The sequence below is a fragment of the Serratia sp. BNK-23 genome, assembly GCF_047456145.1.
In the GTDB taxonomy this organism is placed as follows: domain Bacteria; phylum Pseudomonadota; class Gammaproteobacteria; order Enterobacterales; family Enterobacteriaceae; genus Serratia; species Serratia nematodiphila.
On the sequence record NZ_CP179900.1, the window covers coordinates 2,851,240 to 2,867,761 of the forward strand.

Annotated in this window: 22 protein-coding genes; 8 read left to right on the plus strand and 14 right to left on the minus strand. The window is 58.7% G+C overall.

Going from position 1 to position 16,522, the window contains the following annotated elements:
- Positions 1 to 134: 134 nt before the first annotated feature.
- Positions 135 to 752: a LysE family translocator gene (locus tag ACMGF9_RS13470; RefSeq protein WP_015377631.1), complete on the plus strand. Its 618-nt coding sequence runs from the start codon at positions 135 to 137 to the stop codon at positions 750 to 752.
- Here ACMGF9_RS13470 and ACMGF9_RS13475 read toward each other — a convergent pair.
- The 3 genes from ACMGF9_RS13475 to ACMGF9_RS13485 all read right to left on the minus strand — a co-directional run bounded on the left by ACMGF9_RS13475 (position 742) and on the right by ACMGF9_RS13485 (position 2,897).
- On the minus strand, positions 742 to 1,386 hold the full coding sequence (locus tag ACMGF9_RS13475) for a Qnr family pentapeptide repeat protein (RefSeq protein WP_015377630.1): 645 nt from the start codon (positions 1,384 to 1,386) through the stop codon (positions 742 to 744). The genes ACMGF9_RS13470 and ACMGF9_RS13475 overlap by 11 nt on opposite strands.
- 26 nt (positions 1,387 to 1,412) lie before the next feature.
- Positions 1,413 to 2,534, minus strand: coding sequence for an SMP-30/gluconolactonase/LRE family protein (locus ACMGF9_RS13480; RefSeq protein ID WP_414160280.1), 1,122 nt, complete (start codon positions 2,532 to 2,534; stop codon positions 1,413 to 1,415).
- Positions 2,535 to 2,687: 153 nt separating this feature from the next.
- Positions 2,688 to 2,897, minus strand: a complete 210-nt coding sequence (locus ACMGF9_RS13485; protein ID WP_004941260.1) for a hypothetical protein — start codon at positions 2,895 to 2,897, stop codon at positions 2,688 to 2,690.
- A gap of 141 nt (positions 2,898 to 3,038) precedes the next feature.
- On the opposite strand from ACMGF9_RS13485, the gene ACMGF9_RS13490 reads away from it, so the two are divergent.
- Positions 3,039 to 3,359 carry a GFA family protein gene (locus ACMGF9_RS13490; protein WP_414160281.1) on the plus strand — a complete coding sequence of 107 codons (321 nt, stop codon included), beginning with the start codon at positions 3,039 to 3,041 and terminating at the stop codon, positions 3,357 to 3,359.
- Positions 3,360 to 3,424: 65 nt separating this feature from the next.
- Here ACMGF9_RS13490 and ACMGF9_RS13495 read toward each other — a convergent pair whose 3' ends face one another.
- From ACMGF9_RS13495 to ACMGF9_RS13515, 5 genes are all read right to left on the minus strand, one after another.
- Complete coding sequence (locus tag ACMGF9_RS13495) at positions 3,425 to 4,597, minus strand: Gfo/Idh/MocA family protein (protein WP_414160283.1); 1,173 nt, start codon at positions 4,595 to 4,597, stop codon at positions 3,425 to 3,427.
- 14 nt (positions 4,598 to 4,611) lie between these two features.
- Positions 4,612 to 5,535: a TIM barrel protein gene (locus ACMGF9_RS13500; protein ID WP_021505535.1), complete on the minus strand. Its 924-nt coding sequence runs from the start codon at positions 5,533 to 5,535 to the stop codon at positions 4,612 to 4,614.
- 180 nt (positions 5,536 to 5,715) lie between these two features.
- Positions 5,716 to 6,747, minus strand: coding sequence for a LacI family DNA-binding transcriptional regulator (locus tag ACMGF9_RS13505; RefSeq protein ID WP_015377625.1), 1,032 nt, complete (start codon positions 6,745 to 6,747; stop codon positions 5,716 to 5,718).
- Between the two features lie 72 nt (positions 6,748 to 6,819).
- Positions 6,820 to 7,236, minus strand: coding sequence for a DUF2000 domain-containing protein (locus tag ACMGF9_RS13510; RefSeq protein ID WP_004941246.1), 417 nt, complete (start codon positions 7,234 to 7,236; stop codon positions 6,820 to 6,822).
- 98 nt (positions 7,237 to 7,334) lie between these two features.
- On the minus strand, positions 7,335 to 7,793 hold the full coding sequence (locus tag ACMGF9_RS13515; RefSeq protein WP_414160284.1) for a hypothetical protein: 459 nt from the start codon (positions 7,791 to 7,793) through the stop codon (positions 7,335 to 7,337).
- 228 nt (positions 7,794 to 8,021) lie between these two features.
- On the opposite strand from ACMGF9_RS13515, the gene ACMGF9_RS13520 reads away from it, so the two are divergent.
- On the plus strand, positions 8,022 to 9,230 hold the full coding sequence (locus tag ACMGF9_RS13520) for a CynX/NimT family MFS transporter (protein WP_350981527.1): 1,209 nt from the start codon (positions 8,022 to 8,024) through the stop codon (positions 9,228 to 9,230).
- Here the strand turns inward: ACMGF9_RS13520 and ACMGF9_RS13525 are convergent.
- Positions 9,205 to 10,107 (minus strand): LysR family transcriptional regulator, encoded by a 903-nt coding sequence (locus ACMGF9_RS13525; protein WP_015377622.1) that lies wholly within the window; start codon positions 10,105 to 10,107, stop codon positions 9,205 to 9,207. The genes ACMGF9_RS13520 and ACMGF9_RS13525 overlap by 26 nt on opposite strands.
- A gap of 122 nt (positions 10,108 to 10,229) precedes the next feature.
- Between ACMGF9_RS13525 and ACMGF9_RS13530 the strand changes: the two genes are divergently transcribed.
- Together ACMGF9_RS13530 and ACMGF9_RS13535 are read left to right on the plus strand one after the other, a co-directional pair.
- The gene (locus ACMGF9_RS13530) at positions 10,230 to 10,970 is read left to right on the plus strand and encodes an SDR family NAD(P)-dependent oxidoreductase (protein ID WP_015377621.1); all 741 of its coding nucleotides are present in this window, start codon (positions 10,230 to 10,232) and stop codon (positions 10,968 to 10,970) included.
- A 17-nt stretch (positions 10,971 to 10,987) separates the two neighbouring features.
- Positions 10,988 to 11,197: a tautomerase family protein gene (locus ACMGF9_RS13535; RefSeq protein ID WP_015377620.1), complete on the plus strand. Its 210-nt coding sequence runs from the start codon at positions 10,988 to 10,990 to the stop codon at positions 11,195 to 11,197.
- An 84-nt stretch (positions 11,198 to 11,281) separates the two neighbouring features.
- Here the strand turns inward: ACMGF9_RS13535 and ACMGF9_RS13540 are convergent, their stop codons facing one another.
- Positions 11,282 to 11,419 (minus strand): hypothetical protein, encoded by a 138-nt coding sequence (locus ACMGF9_RS13540; protein WP_004941229.1) that lies wholly within the window; start codon positions 11,417 to 11,419, stop codon positions 11,282 to 11,284.
- 294 nt (positions 11,420 to 11,713) lie between these two features.
- Between ACMGF9_RS13540 and ACMGF9_RS13545 the strand changes: the two genes are divergently transcribed.
- Complete coding sequence (locus tag ACMGF9_RS13545) at positions 11,714 to 12,829, plus strand: AI-2E family transporter (protein WP_015377619.1); 1,116 nt, start codon at positions 11,714 to 11,716, stop codon at positions 12,827 to 12,829.
- 92 nt (positions 12,830 to 12,921) lie between these two features.
- Positions 12,922 to 13,134 carry a hypothetical protein gene (locus ACMGF9_RS13550; protein ID WP_075684882.1) on the plus strand — a complete coding sequence of 71 codons (213 nt, stop codon included), beginning with the start codon at positions 12,922 to 12,924 and terminating at the stop codon, positions 13,132 to 13,134.
- Here the strand turns inward: ACMGF9_RS13550 and ACMGF9_RS13555 are convergent.
- Entirely contained in the window at positions 13,131 to 13,550 is a 420-nt protein-coding gene (locus ACMGF9_RS13555; RefSeq protein WP_099981932.1) for a GNAT family N-acetyltransferase, read from the minus strand. The genes ACMGF9_RS13550 and ACMGF9_RS13555 overlap by 4 nt on opposite strands.
- Before the next feature lie 146 nt (positions 13,551 to 13,696).
- On the opposite strand from ACMGF9_RS13555, the gene ACMGF9_RS13560 reads away from it, so the two are divergent.
- Positions 13,697 to 13,987 carry a hypothetical protein gene (locus ACMGF9_RS13560; protein ID WP_414160285.1) on the plus strand — a complete coding sequence of 97 codons (291 nt, stop codon included), beginning with the start codon at positions 13,697 to 13,699 and terminating at the stop codon, positions 13,985 to 13,987.
- A 30-nt stretch (positions 13,988 to 14,017) separates the two neighbouring features.
- Here the strand turns inward: ACMGF9_RS13560 and ACMGF9_RS13565 are convergent, their stop codons facing one another.
- The 3 genes from ACMGF9_RS13565 to ACMGF9_RS13575 form a co-directional block, all read right to left on the minus strand.
- Entirely contained in the window at positions 14,018 to 14,920 is a 903-nt protein-coding gene (locus ACMGF9_RS13565) for an HNH endonuclease (protein WP_015377615.1), read from the minus strand.
- Between the two features lie 148 nt (positions 14,921 to 15,068).
- On the minus strand, positions 15,069 to 15,458 hold the full coding sequence (gene tolA, locus ACMGF9_RS13570) for a cell envelope integrity protein TolA (protein WP_226988551.1): 390 nt from the start codon (positions 15,456 to 15,458) through the stop codon (positions 15,069 to 15,071).
- A gap of 322 nt (positions 15,459 to 15,780) precedes the next feature.
- Complete coding sequence (locus ACMGF9_RS13575) at positions 15,781 to 16,380, minus strand: hypothetical protein (protein WP_015377613.1); 600 nt, start codon at positions 16,378 to 16,380, stop codon at positions 15,781 to 15,783.
- Between the last annotated feature and the right edge of the window lie 142 nt (positions 16,381 to 16,522).

Genomic DNA, 16,522 nt, shown 5'->3' on the forward strand with positions numbered 1-16,522 from the left:
GGCATTCACCGGAATGTGCCGCATGCGTAACTCTTCCCGGCCGTCATCGGAGCGGCGGCGCGATCGGTCGGGTGGATTCTGTGCGGGATTCGTTATAAAACTAACGGTACTCTTGTTGTAGCAGGCAATCTTCCATGATCGATATGTCCGCCGTACTCGCCGTTTTCACCGTGTATATTGTCGGCGTGGTGATCCCCGGCCCCAATTTCGTCGCTGTCGCTCACAAAGCCGTTTCAGCACGCCGGACAGAGGCGTTTGCCTTGGTGGCCGGCATCGTGCTGGTCAATCTGTTCTGGGCGAGCAGCGCCCTTCTTGGCATCGGCGTGGTTTTCGCCCTGTTCCCCTGGTTGGCTATGGCGATTAAAGTCGCCGGCGCTGGCTATTTAATGTGGTTCGGCTATCGGCTTATCGCCCAGGCGGCGCCCTCTTCCGGCACCCCAGCGGCCACCGGAAAAAGCGGTTTTCGCGCCGCCTTTCTACAGGGTATCGCCACCAACATCGCCAACCCCAAATCCATTGCGTTTTACGCCGCCGTCTTCTCATCAGCGGCGCCCAGCCATGTTTCTACACCGACTTTTCTCGCCATGCTGCTGGAGGTCGCGGTGATAGCCAGCTTGTGGTACGGGCTGGTGGCGCTGGTCTTGTCGCACGCGCCTGTCGCCGGCGCCTACCGCCGCAGCAAGGCTTGGATCGATCGCGCCTGCGGCACCTTGATCATCGCACTGGGACTGCGGCAGTTACTCAGCCGATGATCGCGATCCCCAGCCGCTCCAGCAGTTGAGCGGCCTGGTGACTGTCCATTTTAACGCCCTGCAGATCGGTGGTGCGTAAATCCAACTCGCCCAGTTCCGCGTTGCTCAAATCACATTGGGTGACATCGGCGGCGCGCCAGTCGAAACCGGAGAATTCGCCGCCGGACAGATCGGAGCCGCTGAAGCTGGCGCCGAGCACCTGCGCCCCGTGCCAGCGGTTTTCCCACAGCTCGCATTTCTCCAGCACCACCTTGGCGAAGTTGGCATAGCTCAGGTTGCTTTTGGTGATATAGGCGCTGCAAAACCAGGTGCGGCTGGTGATCATGTTCATAAAGCTGGCGCCGCGAAAATCGGCGCCCTGCGCGCGGCATTCGCGGATCTCCACCCCCAGCGCGCTGGCATGGCGGAAATCGGCCATCGACAAATCGCAGCTTCTGAAGCTGGCGTCTTTCAGGATCGCGCGGCTGAAATTACCGCCCTGTCGGCTGTCGCGATCGTAAAACTGGCAGCCGATAAACTCGGTGCCGGTCAAATCGGCGCCCGAAAAATCGCACAGCATAAAGCTGCCGTTTTCAATTTTTTCGCCGGTAAAGCGGTTACGGTCAATCTTTTCACCCTTCAACATCAGACTCATCGCAGCGCACCTGTTTATTTATACAGTCAGTGCGCATTTAATCCTATTCCGGCCGGGTTGGCAATCGCCGCCGATCGGCGGCCATCCGCTGCGGCCGGTTCGAACGTCACCTTGACGATACTGAACGTCTTGGTACTTTCCGCCTGAGCGACGTCGGCAAACAGCCGGGGGTAACGGGAGTTGACGACCCACACCTCGCCATCGCGCAGCGCGGCGCCGGTCGGCCCATCCAATCCCGGCGGTGCGGCGACCGCGGCGATACGCGCACTCGCCCAGCCGTCGGTCGAGGAGAGCAGCGTCACGTCACCGGACATGCTCCCCTTTTCACCCGGAAAAGACTGTACGATCACCAATTCATGGGCGTTTTTGAGCCGCAACCCGTCCGGCCCTTTTAAGCGTTGCGGCAACCTGATTGCACTTACCGCTGGCGCGTTATCCAGCGTCACCTTCCACAGCAGCCCGCGGGTGTAGTCCGCCGCAATCAGGAAGCCGTCCGGGTGATACACGACGCCATTGAGATAGGGCTGCGTGCCCTGCGCAGCGGCGGGTGCGACGGCCGGCATCAAGCGCGCTGAGCGCACCAGAATCGATACCTGGTGCGTTGCCCGGTCGATCTTGTAAATCTGCGGCTGGAAGCTGTCGGTGACGTAGATATTGCCCTGCGCGTCGAGCGTCAGATCGTTGGCCAGCGTCGGCCCATGGCTTAGCGATGAAAGGTCGTACGTCTGCTGCAGCACGCCGGTATCGAGATTGAACTCCAGCACCTGCGCCACGCGATTGCGCGTGCCGGCGGCAGAGTTGCGGGACACGCCCACGTCTTCGTTGCACACCAGCACCCGGTTGCGCTCGGCGTCCACCAGCATGCCGGAGGTGGTGATAAGCCCCGTGCCGGTGGAAAACCGCCGATAGCGGCCATCCGGGTAGACCAGGCCAAGCTGCCCGCCGCGCAGGGAGGAGATAAGGAACGCACCGGCGCGTGCATTCCAGGCAATGCCCTCAGGGTAGGCGCCGGCGGGGTCCGGTGAAAACTCGATGCGTTGCGTGGCCTGCGCCTGCATAACGCCGCAGAGCAACAGCGCAGCGCCGGCCAACTGGGTGACGCATCGGCGGCACGGCAATAAGAAAGAAAAGAAGCTGAAGCGGAACATGAGCATGACCCTGATGAGGACTCGGATCGCTAGAGTAGGATCGCGCCGCTCATGGCACCAGCCGGGAAAAAGGCAATGCGCCACTAAAAAAATCGCAGTAATCGGCGCAAAAAAAAACCGCCCGATACGGGCGGTTGACGTGACGGCGAACCGTTACTTCAGGGCTTCCTGAATGGCGTCGGCCATCGGACCGATGTGCTTCTCCGCCGCCTTCAGCTGGAAGTCCACGCCGTTGCCGTCGTTGGTATCCGACAGCGTGGCCTTGATCAGTTCCAGCGCCGCCTGCACCGCCACCAGCCGTTTGTGCTGTTCGTCCGTGACCGGTTCGGCGCCCATATTGGCCGGATAGTAATGTTCTAACATCGCGATCTCCTTTTGATGACGTTAACCTCTAACCTACCAGAAAACCGTGCATTTACTAAGGAAACCAGACCGGGTGCGGCCGAGTGACGATAAATTGCACTATACTGGGCAAACACCCTCCCCTGTTACAGGATCATCGTCATGTCATTCCAGGGAAGCTGCCACTGCGGCGCCGTCACCTTCTCCGTAGACGCCGAACTGCCGACCGAAGCCCTCAGCTGCAACTGCTCGATCTGCCGCCGCAAAGGCCTGCTGCTGTCTTTCTTTCCCATCAGCGCGTTCACGCTCAGCAGCGGCCAAGACCAGCTCAGCACCTACACCTTCAATCAGCACAAGATCCGCCATCAGTTCTGCCGAGTCTGCGGCGCCCAGCCCTTTGCCTACGGCACCGCGCCGGACGGCGCCGCGATGTGCGCCGGACGGCGCCGCGATGTGCGCCGTCAACCTGCGCTGCGTGCCTGACGTCGCGCTCGATGCGTTACAGATCCACAGCTACGACGGGGCCAACGTCTGAGCGAATCGCGCGCTCAGTCGAAGGCGACCCAGCCGGCGTCGGTTTCGGCGGATTGCACGCAGCGCGCCACCCACTTCACGCCCAGCGCGCCGGCCTGCACGTCCGGGTACCAGAAGTCGGCCAGGAAGGCCGCGTCGCGCCGATCGGTGGCGTCCATCGCCAGCGCGAAGCGGCGGTAGAGATTCGACCAGGCTTCAAACAGCCCCTCCGCATGGCCGCCGCCGATGCGATCGTCCGCCAGCGCCGACGCGGCGAGATACGGCATGCCGCGCTCCAGGATCCGCACCGGTTCGCCCTGCACTTCGAAGCGCAGCTGATTGGGTTGTTCATCCCACCACTCCAGGCTGGCCTTTTCACCGACAATTCGCACCTTTTGGCCGTGCATCGAACCGCAGTTGACCGCCGAAGCCCACACGGAGCCGATGGCGCCGTTGTGATACTCCATCAGCACATAGGCGTTGTCCTCCAACGGCGCGCGCGACGGCACAAAGCTTTGTCGGCTGCAGATCAGCCGCCGGATCTTCAGCTGCGGCGCCATGGTTTCCGCCAGGAACAGCGTGTGGGTCGCCAGATCGCCCAGCACATAGCTGGGGCCGACAAAGCGCGGATCGACCCGCCAGCGAGTGCTGGGATTATCCTGCTCCACCGGCGCGGCGTGAAAGCCGTGGGCGAACTGCATATTCACCAGCCGAATTTCCCCCAGCCGGCCATCGGCAATCATCTGCCGCGCCTGCAAAATCATCTGGTGCCCGGCATAGCCGTAGGTCACGCCGATGACTTTGCGCTGCCGCTCGCACAGCGCCGCCAGCGCCTGTGCCTCTTCGTCGCTGAAACACAGCGGCTTCTCGCACACCACGTGCAATCCCGCCTCCAGCGCCGCCCGGCAAATGGCGTAATGGGTGTTGTTCGGCGTGGCGATCGAGACCGCTTCGATGCCGTCCGCCCGCGCGGCTTCGGCGCGGAACATCTCGGCATAATCCGCATAACAGCGCTCCGCCGCCACGCCCAGACTCCGGCCAAAATCACGCCCGCGTTCAGCGTCAATGTCGAACGCGCCGGCCAACAGAGTAAACGCGCCGTCGCGCAAGGCCGCCGAACGGTGGATGTAACCAATCTGGCTGGTGCCGCCGCCGCCGACCATGCCCCAGCGCAACGATCTCGCCAAAGGTTTGCTGCCGTTGATCATCGTGTTTCTCCTGATTAAAAGCCGAGGCCGCGCAAGTAGCGCAAGCTGGCGGTGACGTCCTGCAGGCTGCCCTGCACATTGCGCGGATCGCGCTCCTGCTCGATAGTGATCCAGCCCCGGTATCCGCGCTCGGCCAACAGCGCACGCAGCTGCGGATAATCGATCGCCCCGCTGCCCAACGGGCACATGACGCCCTCGGCGCAGGCGGTGAAGAAATCGACGCCGCGCGCCAGCACCTCGCGGAACACCTGCGGATCGACGTCTTTGAAGTGCAGATAATCGAGGCGATCAAAGTGCTTGATCAGCCAGGCAGCCGGGTCCAGCCCGGCGTAATACAGATGGCCGGTATCCAGGCACAATCCGGCGGTGTGATGCGGAATGTCCGCCGCCAACCGGTCGATTTCGTCGGCGAACTCGATACAGCCGCCGGCGTGCGGATGCACCACCGGCCGCACGCCGTATTCCCGCCAGGCCAGTTCGCTGATGCGCGTAATGTGCCCGATCATCCTCTGCCACTCCGCCTGCGACAAACGCGGTGCTAAATCTGAACGCCCGGCGAATCTGGCGCGTTGCGGATTGCCGAAATCGATAATTACCAGGAACGGCGGCGCGGCGCGATCGCCCTCGCTCGGCTCCGCCCTGGGCGCCCGCGAGAGGTTGCGGCAAATCCGATGCGTCAGATCCAGCAGGCGCTCAATGTTCGCCTCGCTGACCAGATCGTCAAAAATCGTGCCGGCCACCAGCGACAGACGATGCTGCTCCAGCGCGGCGCACAGCGCCTCGCTCTGCGTCGGCAGATAGCCCCACGGCCCCAGCTCGATGCTGCGGTAGCCGGCCGCCGACGCTTCTTGCAGAACCGTGGCGTAGGGCGGCAAATGGGGGTTGTTCGGATCATCTACGCCCCAACTGCAGGGCGCATTGGCGATAGGCAAAGTCATGGCGACGGCTCCTTTTTTGCAGGGAATGCCGGCAGTATCAAACAAAAATTCCAAAACCATCAATAATGAAAATTTTATTTTTTGATAGAGATCGCGCTATTTTTGATAAAATATTTGATGGTTTTTAATCAAATATAGGCGGCGCCTGGCTGCGCCCAGCAGAATACGGCTCAGCGGCCGTCAGAGGTTTTCTTTGGTGATCACATCGAAGCGATTAATGATGTGGCGTAATCCCGGTTGTTCATCGGCGGCGAGCAACGTCTCGACGATCGTGGCGGCCAATTCGGGAATGCGGTGGCACAGCAGCAGATCCACCGTGCCGTCGAGCAGCGCCATTTCACCGCCCTGCACCGGGCCGTGGCACACCAGCGTGATGTCGCGCTGCCGGCCGCTCTCTCGCAACGCCTGAATAATGCCCTCCACACCGCCGCTCGGCGCGTACAGCGCCGCCAGCTCCGGGTGGCTCGCCAGCAGTTCACGCGTGACCCGGCGCGCCGTTTCCGCGTCCTCATGGCTGCGCACCGGTTCCAGCACGCGCTGGCCGCTCATCTGCTCACGCAGATAAGAGCGGAAACCGATCTCGCAGGCCTCCTGACACGTAAAACGGTTGTCGCCGATGATCACGCCGACGTCGCCCTGCCGCCGGCACAGACGATCCACCGCCCAGCCGGCGGTGCGGCCCGCTTTTTGATTATCCAGACCGATGTAGCCGGCGCGGCTGGGCACCGATAAATCCGACAGCAGCGCGAAAACGTTGATGCCCGCCTGGGCGGCTTCTTCTACGGCATAGTGGATCAGGGGGTGATCCAGCGCCAGCACGCCGATCGCTTCCACCTGGCGGCTCAATTGGCTAATGGCGGCGGCGGTGTCGCCGATGGCATTGAGAGAGTGAAAGATAAACTGCGGCGGCTGACCCGGCTCATGATACGGCGCCGCTTGCGCCATCAGCTCATCGGCCAGTTGCGCATAGAAAGAGTGTTCGCGCCGCAGCAGGATGAACCCCATTCTCAGGCGGCGTTCCGGCCTGCCCAGCACCGCCGACAGGCAGTGGGACTTCTCCAACGCGAACCCCAACTTTTTCGCCGCCTCAATCACCCGGCGCTGGGTGACGGGCCGCACCGACGCGCGTTGGTTGATCACCCGATCGACGGTGGCGATGCCGACCCGCGCCTCTCTGGCGATGGCCGCCATGGTGGTTTTCTTGCCGCTCATGTTCATCTCCATCAACGATTTGATGGAAAAATATCATAGCCGTTGCCGCCCCTGATGTGATGCCGTTCGCGATTAACGGTAGACGGAGAACTTCTTGGTGAGCGGCTTAAGCTGTTCAGTGTCGCCGTAGAGCGCCACCGCCACGAAATCCAACTGCTCGTAAGGCGTGTTGGCGGTGTCGGCGATCTGCTGCTCGGCGGAGTGCGACAGCATGGTGGTGGTGAAGAAGTTGGACAGCACGCCCTCCTCCTTGCATTTGAGGATCAGGTTGCTGAGCTGGCTGCTGTTTTTAGCCTGCAGGATGACGATCGGGTAGTGGCTCATATTGGCGCTGACGCCGTCGAGGCTGCTCGGATAGTGGTGAAACTCGCGCTGCTCGATCAGATCGGTGATGCCCGCCGTCAGATGGCAGGAGGCGTTAAACAGCGTGGCCGGTTCGTGATTGCGGTTGAGGATGATATAAAACTTTTTCTCGTTGTCGCTGTACATACTCTTCTCCTTGAATAGACAGCCAGTTTTACCCAACCGGCGCACGGTTTCAAGGCACGATAAGGGGCCGCGTCCGGCCCCGTGGTAGCACTGCCGGCTCAGACCGCGCCTTCGCCAGGCCCCAGCGGCTGGGCCACCTGATGCAGCACGGTGATGTTCTGCAAAATAGTGCCGCCGTCGATCGGTTTCATCTGGCCGTCGCGATCTTTATAGTGCGTCGGTTTGGCCCCGTGGAAGAACAGCCCGGCGTTGACCTGCACCCCCAGATAACCGGCGCTGGCCGGCAGGCGCTGCACGTCGGTCCAGGGGTGGGAAACCGGCACATACTGGAAGCCTGCGCTGGTCTTGGCATACAGCGGGCGCAGCAGCGTGACAAAGGCCATCATCGGCGACAGCGCCTCTGTAAAGATCTGCACCGGCCGATCGACCGTCATCAAGAAACCCTGCGGCTGTTCCTCTACCGTGTCGAGGCTCAGGCTGCTGCTGATATCATCGCCCCGGCCGCCATAGCTCCATTCAATGGCCGACGCCCTACTCTCGTTCATCATCTCTGACATACACTGCTCCTTATAAAGTGAATTCAACACGCCTGCTGCGTGCCGGAACAGTAAACCGCTGAACGGGCACCCGCGTCCACGCCGGGCGGCACGCTGGCGCACCAAACAACGAGGCGCGCAAAATAAAGCTCGAAATGAATAATTTCCCCACGTGACAGCGCAGCATTTGAACGACTTCTGTCGTAGCGCAGAGGCATAGTGAGGGCGTTACCGCCACTGGAGAGTGTTATGACCGCGATTAAACCGGACGCCATCGACCGCATTTCCCCCGCCGCCACGCCCTGGCTGGCCGTCATCAACGTGCTGTTCGCCGGCATCGCCGCGGCGCTGCACGTGGGTAAGGCCACCATCGCGCTGCCGGCGCTGCAGGCCGAGTTCGGCCGTTCACTGGAGACGCTCAGCTGGGTCATTTCGGCCTTTCCCTTCGTTGGAGTGTTCGGCGGCATCGCCGCCGGGCTGCTGGTGCGCCGCTGGGGCGACCGGCGCCTGCTGGCGTTCGGGCTGTTGATCATCAGCGCCGCCAGCTTCGCCGGCGCCACGCTGCACGACTTCAGCGGGCTGATCGTCAGCCGCTTTGTCGAAGGCCTCGGCTTCGTGATCGTGGTGGTTGCCTCGCCGGCGGTGCTGAACCGCATCGTCGCCCCGGCGCAGCGCAACCTGGTTTTTGGCATCTGGAGCACCTTCATGCCGGCGGGCATCGCCATTTCGCTGTTTTTCGGCCCGCATCTGGCCGACTGGCAGCAGAGCTGGCAGGCCGGTGCGGCGCTGACGCTGCTGGCCGCCCTGCTGCTGCCGCTGACCACGTCCCGCCGCGCCGCCAAGGCGCACGCTCCGCCGTTGCCGCTGCGACAAGCGCTGGGCGCGATGCTGCGGGCGCGTCAGCCGCTGTTGCTGGCGCTGATGTTCACCACATACAACCTGCAGTTTTTCTCGGTGATGACCTTTCTGCCGATCTTTCTGATGCAGCGCATCGGTCTGTCACTGGCGGCCGCCGGCGGCATCAGCGCGGCGGCGGTGGCGGCCAACATCGTCGGCAACCTCGCCGCCGGCGTGCTGCTGTCGCGCGGGCTACCCGCCAGAACGCTGCTCGCCGCCACCAGCCTGTTGATCGGGGTCTTCGGCGTCGGCATTTTCCTGCCGATGACGCCCAACGGCCTGCTGATCCCGCTGTGTTTCCTGTTCTGCGCCATCGCCGGCATACTGCCCGCCACCATTTTGGCCGCCACGCCGGCGGCGACGCCGGAACCGACGCTGCTGCCGCTGAGCCTCGGGCTGGTGATGCAGGGAAACTACCTCGGCCAGGTGATCGGCCCGGTCGCGCTGAGCGCCATCGTGGCCGCAGCCGGCTGGGCTGCCCCGGCGTGGCTGGTGCTGGCGGCGGCGGCGTCTGGAGCGGTATTGGCGCTGGCGGCTACGCTTGCGTCAGGAAATCGATGAATTTCCGCACCTTCAGCGGGACAAAGCGCGCATAGGGGTAAAGCAGGATGAAGGGACGCGAGGCGCCGGCGTAATCTTTCAATACCTCGACCAGCGCCCCGCTGCTCAACTCTTGTTCGACGGTAAAGCGATACACCTGCATCAGTCCGGCGCCGCTTTTCACCAGCGTCAGCGTGGCGAGGTAATCTTCCTGGCAAAGCCAGCGCCCGGCAGTATCCACTTTGCTGTTTTCGCCCTGAACCTTAAACGTCCAGGCGGTTTTTCTGCCGGTGCTGGGCAACGCATACTGAATGCAATCGTGCCGGGCCAGATCCGCCGGCGTGAGCGGCGCAGGGTGGCGTTGCAAATAGCCCGGCGTCGCCACCACGATCAGTTCAGCCTCCTCCAGACGCCGCGCCGCCAGGCCGGAGTCGTTCAGCTCGCTGCCGCGAATGGCGACGTCGAATTTATCTTCGGAGAAATCGATATTCTGATTGCTGACGTGCAGATTCAGCTTGAGATCGGGATAGCGTTGCGCAAACTCGGGCAAACGCGGCAACAGCCTAAAATGCGCGTACAGCGTCGGCGCGCTGATGCTGAGCGTGCCCACCGGTTTGTCCCGTTCGCCGGAAATGCTCGCCTCGGCCTCCATCAGCTGGCTCAGCGCCCGGCGACATTCCAGGTAATAACGCTGGCCGGCATCCGTGACGCGCATCTGGCGTGTGGTGCGGATAAACAGCTTCGCCTGCAATCGCGTCTCCAGACGCGCGACCGAGCGGCTGACCGCCGCAGGGGTTATCCCGGCGGCATTGGCCGCTGCGGTGAAGCTGCCGGTTTCTACCGTCAGGCAAAACAGCTCGATGCTGCCCACCTGAACGTCGTCAAAATGGCGTTGCATGTCTCTCCCTGCTAATTCATTACATAAGGTATAAATTAAAGTTCTTTCCCCCTCATTTTTCAATCATCAGGTATGGATTACCGTTCACGTACGATCAATCCCTATCCTGTCGAGGAGAGAAAATGAGCAAAGTAAAAACGGTCATCGTCACGGGCGCATCGAGCGGCTTGGGCTTCGCCATCGCGCAAGCCTACCTGGCGCGCGGCTATCAGGTTGTCGCAAACGCCCGTTCGCTTGAACGGCTGCAGGCGGCGGCGGACAAACTCGGCCGCCCGGCCAATCTGCTGCTGGCGCCGGGAGACATCGCGCTGCCGGAAACCGCCGAACGGTTGTTCAGCCTGGCGATACAGGCTTTTGGTCAGGTAGATATTCTCATCAATAACGCCGGCATATTTATCGCCAAGCCGATCGCCGACTATACGCCGGAGGAGGTCGACGCGATGGTGGCAACCAATCTGAAAGGCTTCTTCTACCCGGCGCAGGCCGCCGCCCGGCATATGCAGCAACGCGGTGCCGGCCACATCGTCGCCATCACCGCGTCGATCGCCATGCAGCCCAACAGCAAAGTGCCCGCTTTGCTGCCGGTGCTGATTAAAGGCGGCCTTAACCACGCCGTGCGCGAGCTGGCATTGGAGTTAGCGCCGCACAACGTGATGGTCAACGCCGTGGCGCCCGGCATCATCGCCACGCCGATGCATCAAAATGATGAACAGAGTCTGGCGCAGATGCGGCAACTGGCGCCAACCGGCCGCGTCGGCCAGCCGCAGGACATCGTCGATGCGGTGCTGTATCTGACCGACGCCAATTTCGTTACCGGCGCGGCGCTCGCGGTTGACGGCGGCGCCACCGCCGGCGTCTGGTGAAACCGGGGAGAAACGCCATGCCATACGTCAACATTAAAGTGACCGACGAAGGGGTCAGCGCCGCGCAAAAGCGCATGCTGATCGAGGGAACCACCGCGCTGCTGGAGCAGGTGCTGAATAAGCCACGCCACACCACTTTCGTGGTGATTGACGAGGTAGCCACCGACAACTGGGGCGTCGGCGGAGAGAGCGTCACCGCCCTGCGCGCCAAAGAACGAGGCGAATGACGGGCGATTTATTCTGGGATCCAGTGTTGTAGGGTACAGCTGCTAGTTATCGTTATCGGGTCTGCGTGGTGAGATCAATCACGCTCAGCGCGAAGGATAAGGCCAGTGATGGTCCAGACCCGATAATGACAAGGCGCCGGTCGCGGCAAGATAAACCAGCACACCGGCGAAAGCGATCAGCAGCACCTTTTCGATAACGGCAAGTCGTTTGTGTTCAGTCATTTGCATACTCCTTCGTGGTATCGGGCGAACGGCCGCCCTCCTAAAAACTAGGAAAGCCTGGCGCAGGCGGCAAGCGCGGCTCACAAAATGAAACACAATCGATAAATTTTGTTAATTATTTAGCCCTCTTTCTTTTCTCACGCCGCCGCCTGTTCACCGTGCGGCGCCCGCCTTGCCCTTAATAACCCTATGGAATACGCCACTAAAAATCCCCTACCGGTTAAGCAAAGGTGATGATAGTGTTGTTTTCATTCAGTTCATCTATGCTGAAAATTCATCTTTTGAGGGACGACTATGATGTCTAAAGGCATTTCCAAGGGATTCTTTATTCTGATCCTGTTCATCGTTACCGCCGCCTTTCTCGACGTGCTGGGGCCTTATTACTCCTCGGTGCTGTGGGCGGTTATTCTGGCGGTGATTTTCCATCCGGTGAAAAAGAAGTTGAAGCAGTACGTCGGCGAACGCAACGGCGTGGTGTCGCTGCTGACGGTGGCGCTGATTTGCCTGATCGTGTTCACGCCGTTGGCGATCATCGCCTCGTCGCTGGCGATGGAATTCAACGTGATCTACACCAAGCTGCAGACCAACAACAGCCAATTGCCGACCATGCTGGCGGACTTTATGCGCCACCTGCCCAGCTGGGCGCAGCGCTTCCTGGCGGAGCATAACCTCAACAGCGCCGCCGAGATCCAAAAGCAGCTTTCCGAGGTGGCGCTCAAGGGCGGGCAATATCTGGCGGGCAGCGTGTTCCTGATCGGCAAGGGCACCTTCAACTTCGTCGTCGGCTTCGGCGTGATGCTCTATCTGCTGTTCTTCCTGCTGAAAGACGGCCCCTATCTGGTGAACCTGGCGCTCGAAGCGCTGCCGCTCTCCCAGCACGTGAAACACCATCTGTTCGTGAAGTTCGCCGCCGTCTCCCGCGCCACCGTCAAGGGCACGGTGGTGGTCGCCGTGGTGCAAGGTGCGCTCGGCGGGCTGGCGTTTTACTTTACCGGCATCGACGGCAGCCTGCTGTGGGGCGCGCTGATGGCGTTCCTGTCGATCATCCCGGCCGTGGGTTCCGCCATCATCTGGGTGCCGGCGGTGATCTACTTCTTCGCCACCGGCATGCTGTGGAAAGCCATTTTCCTGGTAGTGTTCTTCGTGGTGGTGATCGGCCTGGTGGACAACATCCTGCGCCCGCTGCTGGTGGGCAAAGACACCAAAATGCCGGACTACCTGATCCTGATCTCCACCCTGGGTGGCATGGAGATCTACGGCATCAACGGCTTCGTCATCGGCCCCTTGATCGCCGCGCTGTTCATCGCCTGCTGGAACATCCTGTCCGGCCGCGACAGCGAGGAGAATATCGAAGAGATCGACGAAGAATTTATCGAGGAAGGCAAAAACCATCCCGACGCGGTGGAGTAAACCTCCCGCAGCGAATCACGCAGGGGCCCGTTTGGGCCCCTTTTTTGTCTGTGGTATCCTTGCCAGGCTCACAAGGAAGAACGGGTTTCGTTATGCTTATTTTCTACGCCACGCTGGCCATCGCCTTCACCCTGCTGTGCCTGCTGGCCTTTATCTCTTGCGCTTACCAGCTTTCGAAGCACGGCGACGTCAAATTTTTGGCCTCGCTTTCGGTGCTGCTCTTCGCGCTGCTGGCCTTCTATGCCGCTTATGGCTACGTCAGCACCTGGCTGCAACAGCAGGCGGTCGATGTCCGACTGTATTAGCGCAGCGGGATAAAAAAGACCTGCTCCGGATCGCCGTCATCGAGATTGTCAATCTGGCCGCTGGCGACAAATCCGGCGTTCAGCAGCAGCCGCTGCATCGGCAGGTTGGAACGATTGGTGGAAGTGAACAGCTTCGGGTGTCGGCAATGGGACTTCAATGCCGTAATCAACGCCTGCCCGACGCCCCGGCGGCGATAGCGCTCGCCGACCCTCAGCATCTCGATAAAACCGCAGCCGAAGAAGTGATAGTGCAGTACGCCATAGCCCATCACCACGTCCTGTTCCTCGGCAAGATAGCAATCCCCCTGCCCGCACCAGGCCCGGATCTGCGCCGCGCGCTGCGGTTCGTGTTCGGCGACGCTGTCGAGGGCGATCAGGGCTGCGACATCGGTTTCAGTGGCAAGACGAACAAACATGTTTATCCCTTCATTCTGATGGGGGGCGGCGACACCGCTTCAACGAAACGGCAACCGAAGCGGGATAATTTTTACATCCCCGCCGAATTTTGTAATCCTATTATAGAGTTACTAAAACACACGCCAAGGAAGGAAAGCTTTTCCCGATGAGCATACCGCAAATACCCGCCGCCCTGCTGTTTGCCCTGCTGCTGGCGGGCTGCCAGTTCCACAAAACCGTGTTCCCGCCGCCGTATATCGGCACCCCGCAAGAGATCAGCACCTACGAAGTGAAAGGCCTGACGTTTGTCACCACCGTCACCTTCAGCGACCTGTTCGCCGAAGATCTGGTGCGCGAATACGCACAGAAACATCACTATCGCTACTATGTGGTCACGATGCGCAGCAACGGTTTTAAAGACCGAAGCGAGCGCGTGAGCGCGATGATGTATCGGTAAGAGCCCCGGTCCTGATTTGGCAAACCTGCATCAGGGCTCTACTTCAAAACCCCATCTCGCTCGATGCCGCCGCAGGTAAGCTCTGTTCTTTTCAGACAACCCGCTAATGTTCGCATCCAGCGGGATCTTTAACTCATCTAACAAGCTGCTCTTCGTCTGCGGATACAGCAAACGTCCGTCATCGGCAAAACTGATCGTGCCGCGATCGAACAGCTTGTCCAGATTGGGGATTAACGGCAGACCATTGTGCGGATCCACTTTCTCTTCTGGGGTCGCAATCGACCAGGCAACGATGTGAGAGGCAATGAGAATGGACGGCTCAGCAATCCCCGTGACCGCACACCGATTTCCCCACCGCTTAAACATTTTATCGCGATAGGGACCATGCCCAATCCGCGCCTGAATCACCCTTTCTTGCTCACCACCGACCTCTCTGGTGATTTCGACGGTATCCGCATGGAGGTTGATAGAGAGATTTTCCGAGATAAAACCGGCGATCAACGCGGCTGCCGGCGCGGGGATCTCGCACATATAGTTTTCGGTGCATCCGCCTTTCTTATTAAAAACGCGCGGAAGGCAAGCCTGGTTGTGCATGCGTATGAACGCCTGATTAAAAAGGGAAACATCAATAGGTAGTTCAAGACGCGTCAGTTCCAAATCGACTTGGGTACCCGCAATATGCGGCGGTCCCGCGACCCGATGCTCAGGCCGCGGTGCAGAGTAAGCATCGCGTACCGCTGTCGCCACGCCGATAATCTTCCTACCCTTGTGGCAAAAAATCAGGTCACCCTCTTTGACTTTTTTGACCGTTTCCCACCCGGCAGGTTTAAACATGTTCCCAGTCTTATTTATTCCATATTGCGGCGCCCACAAGAATTCGCCCTTCAAAACTTCCGCGACGCTGCCACCGATGTTGACCCAGAAAAAACGCATGGCCACTCTTTTATAATCAGGAGTTTTAAGGGTTATCGTCACCATTCATCAAAGGCTTTAGTGATTTTCACCCATTAACGCAGGGTGACGGCAATAAAAAATCCCGGCCTTGACCGGGATAGCGTTGCACGGAAACAGCATTGTTTATTCACTGCGGGCGAAATTCCAACGTGCTGTTTTTGACCGCTTCGTAAACCGCGGCCGTTGGCGGCTTAGGCAGACGCGCATTGGCGATTGCTTTGATCGCGGCCTGGCAAAGTTCCGGTTCCCCTTGTTCAGCCTGAATGCTGATCAGCATACCGTCCGGCGCCAGCTTGATGCTCAATGTGCAACGCTTGCCTGAGTAGGCTTCGGCATCTTTCAAATGGCTTTGAATCGCGGCCTGCAACTGGGCGATATAGTGTTCTTTCTCTTTTCCCGGTGCCGGCGTCTTTGGGTCGCCAAGGTTGGTGAAAAGATCGTCAACCTCTTTATTTACCGGATCGGTTTGGCTGGGGGCCGTGCTCTTGGCACACCCCGTTAATGCCAGCGCGGTCATCGCCGCCAATACTGTAGCAACGCCGGTTTTATAGCCTGAATGCGTTATTTTCATATCCCTGTCCTTATGGATGTTGTCAGTTGAAAAACAATAACAATAGCAGCTCAATATTCACAATCGAAAAGTGATGTAAGACTCATAAAAAGCAGCCGTCAGCGTAGAAGACGAGAGTTTCGATGAAACAGCCCTCTCCCTTAAGGTTAAACGCATATTTTCTTCACATGTCAAATACACTCTCAATTTAAAAAAATGAAAAAAATGTATATAGCGATAAGACACATCAATCCCCATTAACAATCAATATACTGAAATTATTAATAATTTACACCTTTTCTTTGTTGCGCTTTCGTTTTCGGTCATTAAGAAAAACAATCACATCATGATAATATGCAACAAAAGCCAATATAAATACAGACACGACTATCAAAGCCAGGTAATTACTCTCCCTAAGCCCTTGGATTATTTCTCCAATTGATAGATAACCATGAAGGAAACTGAAGAAAATAAGCATAAATGAAATCAAATTCAGCGCAGATGCTTTGATACAATAACGCTCAAGCTCGCTGGCGATATTGTTCAGACTGGTTAACTTTTTGTCCATATCTTTATCTTCGGATATAAATAAGTCGTCTATTATTGCATTCGCATTTTTTAATTCAGCATTAGACGCATGGAATCCATGGAACACGGCACCAATCAATGTAATAAATATCACGATCCCCCATGAAGAAAACACATCCCAGTCAAAGTCAACATGAATACTGGCGTTTAAGTCACCCTTATTGAATGAAAGATCAACAATTTTAAAAACGAATACACATAACGCCATCCAAATAGTCATTATTGCAATTGATAATTGTACTGTTTTTCTGCCTCTATCCAGAGCAGTATTATATCTGTAAAGTATCAAACTAAAATTCATTATGCACCTCTTGATCGTCATTAAAAATTTATGTTAAAGGCAACTATTATCTATAACACTAAACCATCAAATTATTCCAAACAAAACAGTTCAATTAGGTATTATTAGAAAATGTAAAAACATGGTGGGTTAAGTTCCTACA

Bases quoted from the DNA above. Each gene is read 5' to 3' on its own strand.
- ACMGF9_RS13505 (WP_015377625.1), bottom strand. From the start codon at position 6,747: ATGAGCGGCAAGAAAACCACCATGGCGGCCATCGCCAGAGAGGCGCGG.
- ACMGF9_RS13490 (WP_414160281.1), top strand. From the start codon at position 3,039: ATGTCATTCCAGGGAAGCTGCCACTGCGGCGCCGTCACCTTCTCCGTA.
- ACMGF9_RS13510 (WP_004941246.1), bottom strand. From the start codon at position 7,236: ATGTACAGCGACAACGAGAAAAAGTTTTATATCATCCTCAACCGCAAT.
- ACMGF9_RS13535 (WP_015377620.1), top strand. From the start codon at position 10,988: ATGCCATACGTCAACATTAAAGTGACCGACGAAGGGGTCAGCGCCGCG.
- ACMGF9_RS13565 (WP_015377615.1), bottom strand. From the start codon at position 14,920: ATGCGTTTTTTCTGGGTCAACATCGGTGGCAGCGTCGCGGAAGTTTTG.
- ACMGF9_RS13485 (WP_004941260.1), bottom strand. From the start codon at position 2,897: ATGTTAGAACATTACTATCCGGCCAATATGGGCGCCGAACCGGTCACG.
- ACMGF9_RS13545 (WP_015377619.1), top strand. From the start codon at position 11,714: ATGATGTCTAAAGGCATTTCCAAGGGATTCTTTATTCTGATCCTGTTC.
- ACMGF9_RS13520 (WP_350981527.1), top strand. From the start codon at position 8,022: ATGACCGCGATTAAACCGGACGCCATCGACCGCATTTCCCCCGCCGCC.
- tolA (WP_226988551.1), bottom strand. From the start codon at position 15,458: ATGACCGCGCTGGCATTAACGGGGTGTGCCAAGAGCACGGCCCCCAGC.
- ACMGF9_RS13495 (WP_414160283.1), bottom strand. From the start codon at position 4,597: ATGATCAACGGCAGCAAACCTTTGGCGAGATCGTTGCGCTGGGGCATG.
- ACMGF9_RS13475 (WP_015377630.1), bottom strand. From the start codon at position 1,386: ATGAGTCTGATGTTGAAGGGTGAAAAGATTGACCGTAACCGCTTTACC.
- ACMGF9_RS13550 (WP_075684882.1), top strand. From the start codon at position 12,922: ATGCTTATTTTCTACGCCACGCTGGCCATCGCCTTCACCCTGCTGTGC.
- ACMGF9_RS13500 (WP_021505535.1), bottom strand. From the start codon at position 5,535: ATGACTTTGCCTATCGCCAATGCGCCCTGCAGTTGGGGCGTAGATGAT.
- ACMGF9_RS13560 (WP_414160285.1), top strand. From the start codon at position 13,697: ATGAGCATACCGCAAATACCCGCCGCCCTGCTGTTTGCCCTGCTGCTG.
- ACMGF9_RS13540 (WP_004941229.1), bottom strand. From the start codon at position 11,419: ATGACTGAACACAAACGACTTGCCGTTATCGAAAAGGTGCTGCTGATC.
- ACMGF9_RS13470 (WP_015377631.1), top strand. From the start codon at position 135: ATGATCGATATGTCCGCCGTACTCGCCGTTTTCACCGTGTATATTGTC.
- ACMGF9_RS13530 (WP_015377621.1), top strand. From the start codon at position 10,230: ATGAGCAAAGTAAAAACGGTCATCGTCACGGGCGCATCGAGCGGCTTG.
- ACMGF9_RS13480 (WP_414160280.1), bottom strand. From the start codon at position 2,534: ATGTTCCGCTTCAGCTTCTTTTCTTTCTTATTGCCGTGCCGCCGATGC.
- ACMGF9_RS13525 (WP_015377622.1), bottom strand. From the start codon at position 10,107: ATGCAACGCCATTTTGACGACGTTCAGGTGGGCAGCATCGAGCTGTTT.
- ACMGF9_RS13515 (WP_414160284.1), bottom strand. From the start codon at position 7,793: ATGTCAGAGATGATGAACGAGAGTAGGGCGTCGGCCATTGAATGGAGC.
- ACMGF9_RS13575 (WP_015377613.1), bottom strand. From the start codon at position 16,380: ATGAATTTTAGTTTGATACTTTACAGATATAATACTGCTCTGGATAGA.
- ACMGF9_RS13555 (WP_099981932.1), bottom strand. From the start codon at position 13,550: ATGTTTGTTCGTCTTGCCACTGAAACCGATGTCGCAGCCCTGATCGCC.